General features: G+C 72.8%; 14 protein-coding genes. 6 read left to right on the forward strand and 8 right to left on the reverse strand.

Annotation, left to right across the window (positions count from 1 at the left end; all coding sequences use genetic code 11):
* Position 1: 1 nt before the first annotated feature.
* Genes AMA02S_RS30270 through AMA02S_RS30280 form a run of 3 tightly spaced genes read left to right on the forward strand, consistent with a single transcriptional unit; the run spans position 2 to position 3,248 of the window.
* Positions 2 to 955 carry an ABC transporter ATP-binding protein gene (locus AMA02S_RS30270; RefSeq protein WP_067464944.1) on the forward strand — a complete coding sequence of 318 codons (954 nt, stop codon included), beginning with the start codon at positions 2 to 4 and terminating at the stop codon, positions 953 to 955.
* The gene (locus tag AMA02S_RS30275; protein ID WP_067464947.1) at positions 952 to 2,406 is read left to right on the forward strand and encodes an ABC transporter permease subunit; all 1,455 of its coding nucleotides are present in this window, start codon (positions 952 to 954) and stop codon (positions 2,404 to 2,406) included. The genes AMA02S_RS30270 and AMA02S_RS30275 overlap by 4 nt, the downstream gene beginning before the upstream one ends.
* An 8-nt stretch (positions 2,407 to 2,414) precedes the next feature.
* Positions 2,415 to 3,248, forward strand: a complete 834-nt coding sequence (locus AMA02S_RS30280; RefSeq protein WP_067464950.1) for an ABC transporter permease subunit — start codon at positions 2,415 to 2,417, stop codon at positions 3,246 to 3,248.
* 16 nt (positions 3,249 to 3,264) lie between these two features.
* Here AMA02S_RS30280 and AMA02S_RS30285 read toward each other — a convergent pair whose 3' ends face one another.
* From AMA02S_RS30285 to kamD, 6 genes are all read right to left on the reverse strand, one after another.
* Positions 3,265 to 3,849: an FxsA family protein gene (locus AMA02S_RS30285; protein ID WP_067464953.1), complete on the reverse strand. Its 585-nt coding sequence runs from the start codon at positions 3,847 to 3,849 to the stop codon at positions 3,265 to 3,267.
* 185 nt (positions 3,850 to 4,034) lie between these two features.
* A complete protein-coding gene (locus tag AMA02S_RS30290) occupies positions 4,035 to 4,805 on the reverse strand; it encodes a polyprenol monophosphomannose synthase (RefSeq protein WP_067464956.1) in 771 nt (256 codons plus the stop codon).
* Between the two features lie 5 nt (positions 4,806 to 4,810).
* Entirely contained in the window at positions 4,811 to 6,493 is a 1,683-nt protein-coding gene (lnt, locus tag AMA02S_RS30295; RefSeq protein WP_067465621.1) for an apolipoprotein N-acyltransferase, read from the reverse strand.
* Positions 6,494 to 7,144: 651 nt separating this feature from the next.
* Entirely contained in the window at positions 7,145 to 7,543 is a 399-nt protein-coding gene (kal, locus tag AMA02S_RS30300; protein WP_067464959.1) for a 3-aminobutyryl-CoA ammonia lyase, read from the reverse strand.
* Positions 7,540 to 8,442, reverse strand: coding sequence for a lysine 5,6-aminomutase subunit beta (gene kamE / locus AMA02S_RS30305; protein ID WP_067464963.1), 903 nt, complete (start codon positions 8,440 to 8,442; stop codon positions 7,540 to 7,542). The genes kal and kamE overlap by 4 nt, the downstream gene beginning before the upstream one ends.
* Positions 8,439 to 10,052 (reverse strand): lysine 5,6-aminomutase subunit alpha, encoded by a 1,614-nt coding sequence (gene kamD / locus AMA02S_RS30310; RefSeq protein WP_067464966.1) that lies wholly within the window; start codon positions 10,050 to 10,052, stop codon positions 8,439 to 8,441. The genes kamE and kamD overlap by 4 nt, the downstream gene beginning before the upstream one ends.
* 364 nt (positions 10,053 to 10,416) lie before the next feature.
* Here kamD and AMA02S_RS30315 point away from each other — a divergent pair, with 364 nt between their 5' ends.
* On the forward strand, positions 10,417 to 11,187 hold the full coding sequence (locus tag AMA02S_RS30315) for a bestrophin-like domain (RefSeq protein WP_067464969.1): 771 nt from the start codon (positions 10,417 to 10,419) through the stop codon (positions 11,185 to 11,187).
* A gap of 704 nt (positions 11,188 to 11,891) precedes the next feature.
* The gene (locus AMA02S_RS44775) at positions 11,892 to 12,017 is read left to right on the forward strand and encodes a hypothetical protein (protein WP_281181937.1); all 126 of its coding nucleotides are present in this window, start codon (positions 11,892 to 11,894) and stop codon (positions 12,015 to 12,017) included.
* Between the two features lie 96 nt (positions 12,018 to 12,113).
* Here AMA02S_RS44775 and AMA02S_RS30320 read toward each other — a convergent pair whose 3' ends face one another.
* Both AMA02S_RS30320 and kdd read right to left on the reverse strand, forming a co-directional pair.
* Positions 12,114 to 13,445, reverse strand: a complete 1,332-nt coding sequence (locus AMA02S_RS30320; RefSeq protein WP_067464972.1) for a DUF2252 domain-containing protein — start codon at positions 13,443 to 13,445, stop codon at positions 12,114 to 12,116.
* Positions 13,446 to 13,501: 56 nt separating this feature from the next.
* The gene (gene kdd / locus AMA02S_RS30325; RefSeq protein ID WP_067465624.1) at positions 13,502 to 14,551 is read right to left on the reverse strand and encodes an L-erythro-3,5-diaminohexanoate dehydrogenase; all 1,050 of its coding nucleotides are present in this window, start codon (positions 14,549 to 14,551) and stop codon (positions 13,502 to 13,504) included.
* 140 nt (positions 14,552 to 14,691) lie between these two features.
* Here kdd and AMA02S_RS30330 point away from each other — a divergent pair, with 140 nt between their 5' ends.
* Entirely contained in the window at positions 14,692 to 16,095 is a 1,404-nt protein-coding gene (locus AMA02S_RS30330) for a KamA family radical SAM protein (protein WP_067464975.1), read from the forward strand.
* The last annotated feature ends 69 nt before the right edge of the window (positions 16,096 to 16,164 follow it).

The raw sequence follows: 16,164 nt of genomic DNA on the forward strand, positions 1-16,164 counted from the left end.
CATGGAGGCAACCATCGAAGTGCGGGACCTGCGCAAACGGTACGGGCCCACCGTCGCCGTGGACGGCCTGTCGTTCACCGTCGCCCCCGGGCGGGTGACCGGGTTCGTCGGCCCCAACGGCGCCGGCAAGTCCACCACCATGCGGATGATCCTCGGGCTGGACCGGCCCGACGAGGGGACGGCGCTGGTCGGCGGGCAACCATACCGGTCGTTGCGGACGCCGCTGTGCCGTCTCGGCGCGATGCTGGACGCGGCGGCCGTGCACCCCGCCCGCCGGGCCCGCGACCATCTGCTGTGGCTCGCGCACGCCAACGGGCTGCCCGTCCGGCGGGTGGACGAGGTGATCGAGCTGGCCGGGCTGGCCGGCGTCGCCCGCCGCCCGGCCGGCGGGTTCTCCCTCGGCATGCGGCAGCGGCTGGGCATCGCCGCCGCACTGCTGGGCGACCCGCCGGTCCTGATGTTCGACGAGCCGGTCAACGGCCTGGACCCCGAAGGGATCGCCTGGATCCGGGGGCTGCTGCGGGCGCTGGCCGCCGAGGGCCGCGCGGTGCTGGTGTCCAGCCACCTGATGAGCGAGCTGGAGGGCGGCGCGGACCACCTGGTGGTGATCGGGCGGGGCCGCGTCATCGCCGACACCGGGGTCGGGGAGCTGCTGGCCGCCGCGTCCGGCGGACGGGTCGAGCTGCGCACCACCAGCCGCCAGGAGGCGATGACGGTGCTGGCACGCGCCGGCGCCGAGGTCGCGGCGGGTGGCCTGGACACCGTGACCGTCTCCGGGCTGACCCCCGAGAAGATCATCGTGCTGCTCGGCCGGGCGGGAGTGCCGTTCACCGGCGTCGCCGAGCACCGCGCGACGCTCGAGGAGGCGTACATGGAACTGACCCGCGACGCGGTAGAGTTCCACGCCGTCACCGGCCGCACGGGCGCCGACCGGACGGGCGGCGACGCGTCATGACCACCGCCACGCCTTACCGCAGCACCGTCCAGGCGCAGGCCCGCGACGGGTTCGGGCGGCTGCTGCGGGCCGAGTGGACCAAGCTGCGCTCGGTGCCCCGCTGGATGCTCACCCTCGCGATGTCGGTGCTGCTGACCGTCCTGGTCGCGCTGCTCACCGCGTCCGGGGCGCAGACCTCCGGCAACGGCGCCGGCGGTGAGCCGCCGCCCCGGACGGCGGGGATCACCGACCAGGGGCACCTCACCTACCGGACGCTGACCGGCGACGGCTCCATCGTCGCCCGCGTCACCTCCCAGGACCGCGGCCGCGCCTGGGCCAAGGCCGGCCTCATGATCCGCGGCGACGTGCGGCGCGGCACCCCCTATGCGGCCATCGCGGTGACCCCCGGGCACGGCGTCCGGATGCAGACCGGCTACCGCTCCGGCGGCCCCGCCGGCACGGCGGGCACCGGCCCGCTCCCGCGCTGGCTCAAGCTGACCCGCACCGGGACGACGATCACCGGCTACGAGTCCGGCGACGGCCGCGACTGGCGGCGCGTCGGCGCGGTCCGGCTCGGCGGGCTCCCGTCTGCGGCCGCCGCGGGCCTGTTCGTGGCCGTCCCCGACGACATCAAGGTCAAGCGGATGTTCGGCGGCGAGTCCGTGTCGGGGTCCCCCGCCGACACCCGCGCCACCTTCGACAAGGTCACCCTCGCCCCCACCTCCGGCGGGGCGGCGGGCCCGTGGCGCGACCGCGGCGGCCCCGGCGGCCCCGCCGCCGGGGCGCGGACCGACGAGTCCACGCAGGAGGGCGGCACGTTCCTGCTGGCCGGGTCCGGGGACGTCGGCCGCGATCTGTTCGCCGACGACATCACCCAGACCACCCTCACCGGCGTGCTGATCGGGCAGACCGCCGTCGTCGCGCTCGCCGTGCTGTTCGTTACCGCCGAGTACCGGCGCGGGACGATCCGCACCACGTTCGCCGCCAGCCCGCGTCGCGGCCGTGTCCTGGCCGCCAAGGCGGTCGTGGTGGGCGCCGCGGTGTTCGTCGCGGGACTGATCGCCGGCTTCGGGTCGCTGCTGCTGGCCGGGCCGGTGCTGCGCTCGCACGGGATGTCGCCGCCGCCCATCACCGACGGCCCGGTCCTGCGCGCCGCGATCGGCACCGCCGTGCTGCTCGCCGTGATCGCGGTGTTCAGCCTGGCCATGGCCACGATCATGCGGCGCAGCGCCCCCGCGATCACCGCGGTGCTGCTGCTGCTGCTCGTCCCGCAGATCGTCGCGACCGGGCTCCCGGTGTCGGCGGCGCGGTGGCTGGACCGGGTCACCCCCGCCGCCGGGTTCGCGGTCCAGCGCACCCTCGTCCGCTACGACACCGCCATCGGCCCCTGGACCGGGCTGGCGGTGCTGTGCGCCTACGCCGCGTGCGCGCTGGGCGCCGCGGCGTGGCTGCTGAAGCGGCGCGACGCGTGAGCGCGCCCATGACCGCGCCCCGGGGCGGGCGTGCGCAGGGGCACCGCGGCGATCGCGGCCACGCACTGCACGCCGAATGGACCAAGCTGCGGACGCTGCCGAGCACCGCGTGGCTGCTGCTCGCCCTGATCGCCACGACCGTCCTGGTCGGCGCGGCGGTGACCGGCTCCGTCGACACCTCGCACTGCGACACGCCCGCCGGATGCGCGGAGGACACGCCGAAGCTGGCGCTGTCGGGCGTCCAGGTCGGGCAGGTCGTCGCAGTCGTCCTCGGGGTGCTGGCGATCGGCGGGGAGTATGCGACCGGGACGATCGGCGCGACGCTGACGGCGGTCCCCCGGCGGCTCAGGGTGCTGCTCGCCAAGGCGGTCGTGGTCGGCGCGGTCGTGGCCGCCGCCGGGACCGCCGGGGTGCTGGCGTCCCTCGCGACCGCCCGGACGATCCTGCCGCGCGGGGGGTTCACCCCCGCCCACGGCTACCCTCCGCTGTCACTGACCGACGGGCCCACCGCCCGCGCGGCGTTCGGGACGGTGCTCTACCTCGTCCTGGTCGCGCTGCTGTCCCTCGGCGCCGGCGCGGCGCTACGGGACTCGGCCGGCGCGATCACCGCCGTGCTGGCGCTGCTGTGGATCGCCCCGGTGATCACTCGGTTCGTCGGGGACCCGGACTGGCGCGACCGGCTGGAGAAGTACGCCCCGATGTCGGCCGGGCTGGCCATCCGGTCGACCCGGGCCCTGGACCGGCTGCCGATCGGCCCGTGGGCGGGCCTCGGCGTCTTCGCCGCCTACACCGCGGTGGTCCTGGTGATCGGCGGCGTGCTGTTCACGGCCCGCGACATCTGACCGGGCCCGGCGTTCCTCACGCGCGGGACGGGCTGCCGCCCCCGGCCCGTCCGCCCGCGTCGCCGGTGCCCTCGGGTTCGTCGTCGATGACCTCGCCGCGCACCACCGGCCCCCGCGGCGCACCGCCCCCGTCCCGGCCGAGGCCGGACACATCGGACGGCCCAAAAGGATCTCCGCTCAGGCCACCGAGACCACCGAGACCCGGCGGGAACATCCCCGCCCGCGCCTCGGCGCGCCGGACCCGCCGCGCCGCGTACCGGGCCAGGGCCCGCCGCACCAGCGGCCGGGTGAACGGCAGCACGAACGCAAATCCCAGCACGTCGGTGACGAACCCGGGCGTCAGCAGCAGCACCCCGCCCACCAGCACCAGCGCGGCGTCCGCCAGTTCGCGGTCGGGTATCGCGCCGCGCCCGAACGTCTCCTGCAGCACCCGCCAGGCGCGGCGTCCCTCACGGCGCACGATCCAGCCGCCGAGCAGGCTCTCGGCGACCAGCAGCGCGACGGTCGGCCACGCCCCGATCTCCTGGCCGACCTGGATGATCACATAGATCTCCACGACCGGCAGCAGCAGGAACGCCAGGACGAGTGCGAGCGGCAGCATGGCTCCATCTTCGGGTTGCGGAACGTCCTTCGCCTGTTCCAACGCCGGGCAGGCCCCGAACGTTTCCCGGCCCGCCCCTGGCCGGACCCCGGCGGCACCCGCCCGGACCGGCCACCCCAAGGCCGTTCCAGCGCCTTTCAGGCCCGTCTCCAGGTCGGTCCTCGCCGGGCCGCCGCGGGAGCGGGTCAGCGGCGGGAGCCGCCGCCCGGCGGGCGCTGGCCCCGGATCCGGCCGACCCGGTCCGACATGCCCCACTGCGTGATCCGCAGCGCCGCCTCGGCCATCACGTCCCGGCTCATCTTGCTCGTGCCGTGCACGCGCTCCACGAAGGTGATCGGGACCTCCACCACCCGCAGGCCCTGGTTCAGGGCCCGCAACGCCAGGTCGATCTGGAAGCAGTAGCCGCGCGACTCCACGCCCTCCAGCCCGATCTTCTCCAGCGTCGCGGCGCGGAAGGCCCGGTAGCCGCCGGTGGCGTCGTGCAGGTGGAAGCCCAGCATCAGCCGCGCGTAGGTGTTGGCGCCCCGCGACAGCGCCTCGCGCCGCTTGGGCCAGTTCAGCACCTTGCCGCCCGGCACCCAGCGTGCGCCGATCACCAGATCGGCGTCCTCCAGCGCCGCCAGCAGCCGCGGCAACTCCTCGGGCTGGTGGGACCCGTCGGCGTCCATCTCCACCATCACGTCATAGCCGTGCTCGGCCGCCCAGCCGAACCCGGCGATGTAGGCGGCGCCCAGACCATCCTTGCCGGTGCGGTGCAAGACCTGGACCTGCGCGTCCGCGGCGGCCAGGGCATCGGCCACCGCACCGGTGCCGTCCGGGCTGGCGTCATCGACGACCAGCACGTCCACCGGCGGCGCCACCGCGCGCACCCGGCCGACGATGTCCTCGATGTTGTCCCGCTCGTTGTAGGTCGGGATGATCACGAGCACCCGGCCGAGGTCGGCTGGGATCTCCATCGGTGTCAATTCCCCTCGTTCTTTCTGGACGTTGACCACGCCGCCGCGCAGACCGCCCCCAGGCCCAGCGCCGCGAGCACCCATTCGGGCACCTCCCCCAGCCGGTCCGACAGCGTGCGCGACGTACGCGCCGGCACACGGGCGACCTGGATGTCGGGGACGAACTCGCGCGACCGGTCGACCATCCGGCCGTCCGGCGCGACGATCGCGCTGATGCCGCTCGTGGCGGCAACCAAGATCGTACGGCCATGCTCCACCGCGCGCAGCCGCGACATCGCGATCTGCTGCGGGGGCAGGCTGGTGCGGCCGTAGGTGGCGTTGTTGGTCTGGACGACCAGGACGTTCCCGCGCGAGACGTCCCGGACCTCCTTGTCGTAGGCCACCTCGAAGCAGATCACGTCGCCGATGTCGACCGGGCCGAGCCGCATCACCCCCGACCGGTCACCCCGGGCGAAGTCGCGGGGGATCCGCTCGAACCGCGTGATCAGCTTGGTGAGGACATCGCGGAACGGCAGATACTCCCCGAACGGCACCGGGTGCCGCTTGACGTAGTAGTCGCCGGGCCCGCTGCGCGGATCCCACACGATGCCGCGGTTCTCGACCTTCTTCCCGTCGGGGGTGTCGGTGAGCGCTCCGACCAGCACCGGCACCCCGATGTCGCGGACGGCGCTGTCGATGGCGGTGCGCGCCTCGGGCTCGGTGTAGGGGTCCAGGTCACTGGCGTTCTCGGGCCACACCACCAGTTCGGGCTGGGCGAGCCTGCCCGCGCGGACCTGCGCGGCCAGCTCATGGGTGCGCTGGACGTGATTGTTCAGCACGGCCTTGCGCTGGCCAAGGAAGTCCAACCCGAGCCGCGGCACGTTCCCCTGGACCACCGCGACGGTGACGGGACGCCCTGCGGTCGGGGTGGGGATCAGCGTCCCGCCGCCGGCGATCACCGCGATTACCGCGAGGGCCACGCCCGCCGGGACGACCGACGGCAGCGCGGCCCGCCGCGTCCGGGCCGCCGGCACATCGTCCCCGGCCTCCCCCTCACCGCCGCCACCGGTCGCGGTGACCGTGCCGGCCGTGGAGCGCACGCGCAGGGCGGCAACGACGGCGAAGGCGAGGAGCCCGCCGATCAGCGCGGTCAGGAACGACACCAAAGGCGCGCCGCCCCACGACGCGTAGGGCGTCAACGGCGTCGCGGTCTGGCTGAAGGCCAGCCGCGCCCACGGGAAGCCACCGAACGGGACGCGGCCGCGCAGCGACTCCTCGCCGACCCACAGCGCAGCGGTCCACACCGGCCAGCCGGGCAACCGGGTCACCAGCGCGATCCCGGCGCCGAGCGGGAGGAAGTAGACGGCCTGGACCAGGCTCAGCAGCACCCACCCGTCCGGGCCGATCTTGATGATGCCGTCCAGGACGGGCAGGAAGAAGGCGGCACCGCCGACGAAGGCGAGCCAGGCGCCGGTGCGGGCGGCCCGGCCGCGTATCGCCAGGGTGAGCAGCGCGACGCCGAGCGGGGCCAGCGGGGTGAGGTCGGCGGGCGGGAACGCCGGCCACATCACCAGGCCCCCGGCGACCGCCAGCAGCGTGCGGGGCCAGCCCGCACGGCCGCCGCGACGCAGCCGGGTCAGCCGTCCCGGGCGGGCACCCCGGGCCGGCCCGGGGGCCGGGGGGCGTTCCGGGAGGGTCTCCTGGGCCAACTCCACACCTCGTTCGCTCGGTCTGCTGGCGGGAACGCTACCGGCCCGCGGACACCACGGCGACCACGACCCGGCCGCCGGCACCATCATCGCGTGCCCGCGCCCGATCCGCTCTATCCGGAAGTGAGCGACATCCAACTGAAACGAGGAGGAGCCCCCGCAAGCATTCCCGAGACCGGCCGGGGAGACGGGCCCCGGGGGGCCGGCCCGGGACACGGAAGAGGGCCCGCGACACGGAAGAGGGCCCGCGACATCCATCGGGCCGGAGCCGCCCCACAGGCGGTGGGAACGAAAACTCCGTTTTCTACTGGATGTCCGGGCCCTTCCCGGGTCCAAGCCCCCGCACGATCGGGCGGCTCCGCTCGGACACGGCTTCCGGATCACCGCACTGGCTCGGACGGGCGGGGCGTCTTCCGCGTCCGTCCCGTCGCGGCGCGGTGCCCGGTGGCGCCTCGGGCGGCCGATCGGTGAGTCCCATGCTGGACTGCAGCAAAACTACCGGCTTCCCCAGCCTTGTCAACCGCCGCATGTTCTGCGGCGACTCACTGTTTCCCCAGCTCAGGACCATGATCAGGGCGTGTGGACATTTCGGTCGTGGCGAACCCCCACCGAACGGCGGGGCGGAGGGTAGCGGCCCGTTACGGCGACGGGTCAGACGCCGGGGCCGGGCACGACCACCGTTCCGGTTGCGGTGACCGCGATGATGGGCTCGGCGAGCAGCCCGGCCGACGACGCGCCCCGCTCCGGGCGGCCCCGGCACACCACCCGCGCCTCGAACTCCAGAACCCGGCTGCGGGTGCCGACACCGACGACGACGGCGGTGGCTTCCAGCACGTCACCGGCCCGGACGGGCGCACGGAACTGCACATCGGAATAGGAGGCGAACAGCCCCTCGTCACCGTCGGCGCGAATGCACACCTCCGTCGCCACGTCCCCGAACAGGCCCAGCACGTAGGCGCCGTCGACCAGGTCACCCGCGTAATGCGCGTGCGAGTACGGCACGTACCGGCGATGCGTCACCGTCAGCCCCCGTCGCGCATCCCCGCTCATCGGCCCTCCTCCCCGGCGCCGCCCCGGCCGGTCCCCTGGCCGCCGCCCGCATCGTCCTGCCCGCCCTCCTGCCCGGGTGGGCCGTCGTCGTCGGAAGGGGCGTCGTCGGGCAACAGGGCATGGACGAGGTAGCTGGCGACCTCGGCGGGCGTGGTGCCCTTGCCGAAGATCCGGTCGACGCCCAGGTCCCCCTCGGTGACGGTGTCGAACCGGGGGCCGCCCGCCACCAGCAGCGGACGTCCGATCCCAGCGGCCACCGCCGTCGGGTACTCGGCGTGGAAGGCGGCGGCCATCTGCTTGGTGTTGTGCAGGTGGGCGTTGCGCTGGGTCACGACCTGCGACACCAGGACCGCGTCGGCGTCCTCGGCCTTGGCGCGCTCCACCAGCTCGGCGACCGTGACCTGCGCGCCCATGTTCACCACCTGGATCTCCCGGTAGTACTCCAGGCCCTTCTCCCCCGCGAACCCCTTGACGTTGAGGATCGCGTCGATGCCCACGGTGTGGGCGTCGGTGCCGATACAGGCGCCGACCACCACCAGCCGCCGGTTCAGTGCCCGGCGGATCGCCTGGTTCACCTCCTGCGCGGTCAACAGCGGATACGCGCGCTCCTCCGGGACGGGGATGGAGGCGTAGTCGATGAGATGGCCCACCTTCCCGTACACGATGAAGAAGGTGAAGTGGGGGCCCATCGGCTTGGCGTGCACCACGCTGGCCGGGTCCAGGCCCATCTTCCCGGCGAGTTGCAGGGCTGCGGCGTCGGCGCGGCGTCCCGCCGGGATCGGCAACGTGAACGACATCTGCACCAGCCCGTCGCCGGTCGTGTCCCCGTAGGGACGGATCACCTGCCGGGTGTCGGCGGGCTCCACCGGGGTGTGCGTGCCGGGAGTCTGCAGGGTCATGCGTGCACCTCCTGCTCGGAGCGGGCGCCGTGCGGGTCCTCGGTGTCGAGGATCTCGATCGCGGGATTGAAGTAGCCGTCGGCATGGGGGACCACGCCCTCCAGCCCCTTGCCGCCGTCCGGCGGGCGGCGGGTGACACCGAAGGTGCCCTCGGCGATGGCGGTGAGCAGCCCGTCGCCGGCGACGCGCTCCAGCAACTCCACCGACTCCGACAGCACCTGCCGCGCGCGCTGGACGAGCATCCCGTCCGGACGGGGCATGAAGTCCTCCGCCAGGCCCCCGCACGCGTCGCGGACGTAGCGGACGTTCTCCAGCGCCAGGTCGCGGTCCGACAACCACGGCGTGTGGATGCCCTCGGTCATCATCCCGATCAGAATGATCGACTGCCCGGTCATCACGCCGGCGAGGTTGAAGAAGGCGTCCAGCAGGTACCCGGCGAAGATGTTGCCGGTCATGTGCTTGGTCGGCGGCATGTACTTCAGCGGCGCGTCGGGGAACAGCTCCCGCACCAGCTGCGCGTGCGCCAGCTCCAGCCGGAACGACTCGGGGACGGCCGGGTTGATCTCGAAGGCGTGACCGAGGCCCAGCTGGGCGTCCGACAGCCCCGCCTCATGCCCGAACCGCTCGTTGAGGAGCTGGCTGACGATCACGGTGTGCGCGGCGTCGACCGCGTCGGCGGTGGTGAGGTAGTTGTCCTCACCAGTGTTGATCATGATGCCGGCGCGGGCGTGGATCTGCCGGGAGAACCGCTGGTCGATGAAGGTGCGGCGGGGATTGATGTCGCGGAAGATGATGCCGTACATGCAGTCGTTGAGCATCATGTCCAGCCGCTCCAGCCCCGCCAGCGTCGCGATCTCGGGCATGCACAGCCCCGACGCGTAGTTCGTCAGCCGGACATAGCGGCCGAGCTCGCGCGACACCTCGTCCAGCGCCGCGCGCATCAGCCGGAAGTTCTCCTGTGTCGCATACGTCCCGGCGTAGCCCTCGCGGGTGGCGCCCTCGGGAACGAAGTCCAGTAGCGACTGACCGGTGGAGCGGATCACCGCGACGACGTCGGCGCCCTCGCGTGCGGCGGCCTGCGCCTGCGGGATGTCCTCGTAGATGTCGCCGGTCGCCACGATCAGGTAGATCAGTGGTTGGGGCGGGCCGGCCGCGCCGGCGGTGGGCAGCTCGCCCAGCAGGCGGTCGCGTTCGGCGCGCCGGCGATCGACGCGGGCGATGCCGTCCCGGGCGGCCCGGCGCGCGGCCTCACGGGCCTTGGCGGCCCCGGCGCCCTCGGGTAGCCGGAACGCCGCGCGCCCGAGCGCGGCGTCGCGCGCGAGGTCGGCGAGCGAGCCGTAGGGGCCGTTGAGCAGCGCGTCCCACACCGGCAGCGCGAGGCCGTGCTCCAGCCCGACCTGGCCGGCGACGGCGTCGGCGAGGTGGTTGACCCAGGGACGACCGCCGTCGTCGGCGCCCGCCAGGCCCGCCAGGCGCAGCAGCGCCCGCTCGACCGAGACCGTCGTGTGGGACCGCGCCATCGCGATGATCGGCTCGGCCGCGCGGGCGGCCAGCCGCCGGGCGGCGCGCACGGCCTCCGGGTCCAGATCGAGTTTGCCCTGCGGCGCCATCGCCGTCTCCCCTCACACAGCCGCCCCTCTCAGGCCGGACACTGACAATCATCCGTATCAGCGAGCCCACTACAGGAGATCTTCCGGCATATACCCCAGAATCCGCAAGAACCATCACGAGTTCGGATCTCGCATGAGGATCGGCCACCTCCCGCCCCTCCACCGTCCACCGCCCGCCGAACCCGCCGAACCCGGAAATCGCGGTCCGCAACCGACAGACGAACCTCGCGCATCCGCCCATCGACCTCACCAATGGGTGACGACCTGCTCACGACCAGCTATTAGACACGTAAAGTGAATCTATAATCACTTGACGTCACGGTGGCCGCGCTGCGGCCTCCCGAGATCCGATCCAGGGAGGGTCATGATCATTTACGTCCTGGCGTCGGTATGCGCGATCGCGGTCGTGCTGATCGCCAGCGGCCTGTTCCGGTGGCTGCGGCACGGCCTCGACGATGCCGAACCCGGCGGCCCCAGCACCTCCCACGCCGGCGCGATGCTGTCCGCGCTGTTCCTGCTCTCGTTCGCCATCGCCATCGTCGTGCCCTGGTCCACGGCGGACTCGGCCCGCGCCAACACCTTCACCGAGACCCAGGCCATCACCGAGGCGTACTGGGCGGCCGGGCAATTGCCGGCCCCCGACGCCCAGCGCACCCGGGACGCGCTGCGCGGCTACACCGACCTCGTCCGCGGCCCCGAATGGCGCCTGATGCGCGACAGGAGCCGGCTCAGCTCGGACGGATGGACACGACTGGACCAGATACGCCGCGACGTCATCGCGCTGCATCCCCGCAACGACGACGCGAAGGAGGCCCGCGGCACCATCCTCAACTACCTCACCGAGGTCTCCGCCGCCCGACGCCAGCGCGAGGTGGACGCCCGCACCACCCCGCCCATCGGACTGCTGGTCATCACCCTGATCACCGGCACCGCGGTCATGCTGCTGCCGTTCATGGCGGGCAGCCGGCCGCGCGGAACGGCGCTGGTCCCGGTCGGGCTGATGGCGGCGCTGCTCGCCGCCGGCGCCTACCTCACCATCGACATCTCGCATGTGTTCAGCGGTGCGCTGGCCGTGTCACCCGACGCGTTCACCAACCTGCTGGGCGAGATGCAGCGCATCTCCGGAGGCGGATAGACATGCGCCGGCTCACCAGCACCCGTCCCGCGGCGCTGCGCGCCGCGGTGATCCTGCCCGCCGCCATCGCCGGAACGCTGGCCCTCCCGCAGTGCGCGCTCGCCGCCATCCCCCAACCGCACCCGGGGCCCGACGCCGGGGAAAGCCAGACCCCGAGAGCAGACCCGGCCCCCCGCCCGGACCCGGCCCCCCGCGCACGACCGGCCCGGCGGCCGGAACCGGCTCCACGCCTGGTCCTCCTCCCACGCTCACGACCGGGCCTGCGGTCGGGCCCGGAGCCGCGGTCAGGTCCAGGGCTGCGGTCAGGTCCAGGGCCGGGGGTCAGCGTGTGCATCGACGTACATGTCACCACCCATATCCATGCCCAGGTCAGCGTCGGCTCCCCCGGCTGCCCGCCACCCCCCAAACCACCACCGAAGCCACCACCGCCCGAGCCCCCGACACCACCCACGCCACCGAAGCCGCCAACGCCCCCCGAACCGACACCCCCGGAGCCGACCCCGCCCGAGCCGCCGACGCCCTCACCGCCGACGCCCTCACCGCCGGCACCCTCGCCGGAGCCGCCCACGACACCGCGACCGACCCCGCCGGGGACCATCGGCCCCAGACTCACTCCGGCACCGGTCGCCCGGCCTCTGACACGCGCGCCACAGGCACCGCCCGCCTCGGCCAAGCCCCGGCAACGCCCCCCGGCCGAGGTCACCGTGCGCAACGCGGCACCGCACACGGCCACGCCACAGCGCCGCCGCGCACCGCTCGACATCACCCTGGTGCTGGTGGTCATCGCCGTCGTCGTCAGCGCCGGAACAGCCATCGCGTTCGCCCGCTGACCCCGCCGCGCCGCGAGGCGGCGCCGACCCCGAGCCTCACGAACCGCTCGGGGTCGGCGCCACCCGCACCCTCACGCCGGGCCGAAACCGCAATGCTCACAGGCCAGGGATCTGATGGTTCCTGAAGGCGTCGACGAACAAGGCGTGGTCGGCGCGGACGACCTCCGCGTACTGGGTGCCGAACGCCACCATCGCCTCCACGAACGCCGCCTCGTCCGGGCCGATCACCGAGCCGATGGCGTCCTCGACCTGGAAACCGACCAGCGTGTGGTCGGAGTCGGTGTCGGACACGCAGTGGACCTTGGCGGTGGCGCGGCCCAGGTCGTCCAGTACCGACAGCATCTCCTCGGGCTCGGTCAGGCCACCCCAGTCCAGGTCCTCCTCGTAGGGGGACAGTTCCTGGACGACGTAGCCGACCCCGCCGATCTGGGTGTACCCGAGCCAGGGATCGGTGTTGGCCTGCAGAGCGCGGCGCGACACCGCGGTGCGGTGACCATGGTGCTGGAAGTACTCGCGGATGCGGGCATCGTCGACGACACGGCTCGGCGCGGCGATGTTGCCCTGCTTCATCGACAGCACCACGTCGTTCTCCAGCGCCTGGGTGTTGCCCTCCACCAGGATGTTGTAGGCCGACAGTCCCGCCGAGCCGATGCCGAACCCGGACGCGCCGACGATGTCCTTGACCTCGTAGGTGAGACTCCCGAAGCGCTTCTCGGCCGGGATGGTGCCCAGGTACTCCTGGTAGGCGGCCTCGACCTCGGCGCGCTCGGCGTCGCCCAGACGGCGGACGCCGGGACGGTCCCGGAACCGGCGCTCGTGGCCCTCGACCACCGTCATGCCCTCCAGCAGCCCGATCCGGGTGCCCGTCATCGCGGCGACGAGCACGTCGCGGACGTAGCCGTCGGCGGTGTCGAGGGTGAGCGCGAAGCGGTGGTCACCCTCGTGGGCGGCGAAGCGGCGGACCTGGTCGACGTAGGCGCGCACATAGGTCTCGATGAGCCGGCGGATGTCGTCGTCGGAGATCGCCTTCTGCCACGCCAGCAACGCCAGGCTTCCCACCAGCCGCTTGACGTCCCAGGTGAAGTGGCCCACGTAGGCCTCGTCGAAGTCGTTGACGTCGAAGACGAAGACGCCGTCGTCGTTCATGTAGGTGCCGAAGTTCTGCGCGTGCAGGTCGCCCTGGATCCAGACGCGCGCGGTGCGCTCGTCGGCCCACGGGTCCTCGTCGTGGACGATGTCGGCGTAGAACAGGCAGGCGCTGCCCCGGTAGAAGGCGAAGGGGTCGGAGGCCATCTTGCGGAAGCGGCGGCGGAACTCGGCGGGGCTGCGCTCCATCAGGTCCGAGAACGCGTCGACCAGAACGTCCACGATCTGCGCCTGGCGTTCCTTGGGGTCGCGCCCACGCAGGTCCTCGGTGATGCTCGCCATCAGGCTCTCTCCTCGATGATCGGGCGGCCCCGCCGGGCCGTTTCCGGTCATTGTGCCTAATCGGCGCCCACTCGGGCGGTGAACAACGCGCGAACCGCCGGTTCAGACCTCAGCAACTCCAGCGCCATGCCGGCATGCCCGGGAACGTAACCGTTGCCGATGAGCATCGTGACGTCGGCGGCCAGCCCCTCCGCGCCGAGCGCGGCGGCCGAGAACGACGTCGCCATCGAGAAGAACACGACGGTGCCACCCGGCGCGGTCGCCAGAATCGCGCCGTGCTCGCATCCGGGCACGTCCACGCACACGATCGTGACGTCGGCGGGCTCGCCGAGCGCCTCGGCGACGGCGACGGGATCGCGGGCGTCGGCGCGCACGACCGCGTCGGCGAGGCCCGCGGCGGTCAGCCGCTCCTGCTCCGCCGCGGTGGGGACCAGCCCGATCACGCGGGACGCGCCGGCGCGGCGGGCGGCGGCCAGCGAGAGCGAGCCGCTCTTGCCCGCGGCGCCCAGCACCGCCACCACCGGTGCCTTGACCGGGTTCCCGGCGGAGGTGCGGGAGGCGACGACACGGTGGGTGAGGGCCGGCGCACCGCACACGTCCATGACCGACAGCGCGAGCGGGACGGGCAGGTCGTCCGGGAGGACGGCGGCGATCGAGCGGGCGAACAGGATCGCGTGGCCTTCGGCGGGGACCTGCTCGGACAGGCCGTCCCAGCGGGCCAGCCCGTCGGTCACCACCAGCGGGGTGAGGGTGAGGGAGACCAGGGTGGCGACGCGGTCGCCCTGTCTCAGCCCGAGCGGCGAGTCCGGTCCCGCCTCCTCCACCACTCCGACGAGCATGCCGCCCGACCCGGTGACGGGATTGTGCATCTTGCCGCGCTCACCGATGATGCGCAGCACCTCGGCCCTGATCGCGTCTGGGTCGCCGCCGTGCGCGGTGTGCAGTTGCCGGTAGGACGCGGCGTCCAGGTTGAGCCGTTCCACCCGGACGCGTACCTCGTCCGGGTGGATCCGCGGGTCGGTGTCCAGCCGCAGCGCGGCTTGGGGCAGGACCCCGGCGGGTTCCAGAACGCGGCGCAGCCCCGCCGCGGCACCCTCAGCACCCATGATCACCCCTGAGATCTCGCCATCTCCCCATCTCCCGGAAGATATTCCGAACACCACTGGTTTCAACGAAAGTCTTCCCGTAGCGTCGGCTTCATACAAGACTTTTATGCGATCAATGTGAGGCGAGGAGGGAGTCGACGATGACCACAGGCCTGCACCCGGACCCAGACGCCGCCGTCCGGTCCTCATCGGCGGGCGGCCGGGAGTCCACCGGCCAGCCCTACGCCTACCGCCGCCGCCCCCTGGAGGAGCCCGACTGGCGCCGCCTACCCGGATGGCGGGACGTCACCAGCGCCGAATGGGAGTCCGCGCAGTGGCAGCGTGCCCACTGCGTCAAGAACACGCGGCAACTCCGCCAGGTCATGAGCGACCTGCTGGACGAGCGGTTCTACGCCGACCTGGAGCGCGACATGGCCGAGCGGGCGACGATGTCGATGCTCCTGCCGCCGCAGATGCTCAACACCATGGACTCCACCTCCACCGAGGCGTTCTACGCCGACCCCGTGCGGCGCTACATGCTGCCCGTTCTCAGCGACCGACGCACCGACTGGCCCTCCCACCCGCACGCCACACGTGACTCCCTGCACGAGGCGGAGATGTGGGCGGTCGAGGGCCTCACCCACCGCTACCCCACCAAGGTCCTGGCCGAACTGCTGCCGACCTGCCCGCAGTACTGCGGGCACTGCACCCGGATGGATCTGGTCGGCAACTCCACCCCCAACGTCGACAAGCACCGGTTCGCCGCCAAGCCCGCCGACCGGCTCGGCGCCATGATCGACTACCTGCACCGCACCCCCGGCGTCCGGGACGTGGTGGTCTCCGGCGGCGACGTCGCCAACCTGCCCTGGCCCCGCCTGGAGTCCTTCGTCGACTCCCTGCTGGACGTCGAGAACGTCCGCGACATCCGGCTGGCCAGCAAGGCGCTGATGGGCCTGCCGCAGCACTGGCTGCAGGACGAGGTCCGCGCGGGCATGGAGCGCCTGGCGGCCAAGGCGCGCGAGCGCGGCGCCCAGATCGCGATCCACACCCACGTCAACGCCGCCCAGTCGGTGACCCCGCTGGTCGCCCGCGCCGCCCGCGCGATGCTCGACACCGGGATCCGCGACGTCCGCAACCAGGGCGTGCTGCTGCGCGGCGTCAACGACTCCCCCGCCGCGCTGCTCGACCTGTCGTTCGCGCTGCTGGACGAGGCCGGAATCATGCCCTACTACCTGTACATGTGCGACATGATCCCCAACAGCGAGCATTGGCGGCTCGCCGTCTGGGAGGCCCAGGAACTGCAACACGCGATCATGGGTTACCTGCCCGGGTTCGCCACCCCGCGCATCGTGTGCGACGTTCCCTACGTGGGCAAGCGGTGGGTGCACCAGCTCGCCGGCTACGACCGCGAGCGCGGCATCTCGTACTGGACGAAGAACTACCGCACCGGCCTTGAGGCCGCCGACCCCGACGCCCTGACCAGGCGCTACGAGTACCACGACCCGATCTACACCTTGCCGGACACGGGCCGGGAGTGGTGGCGGGAACGTTCCGAGGCGGCCTGATCTCGGCGACACCCACCCGACGCCTTTACATTGTAGATCAAAGATAGGCCGAGGGGCCGGATCGCCGCA

It is taken from the genome of Actinomadura macra NBRC 14102, from assembly GCF_001552215.1.
GTDB lineage: Bacteria > Actinomycetota > Actinomycetes > Streptosporangiales > Streptosporangiaceae > Spirillospora > Spirillospora macra.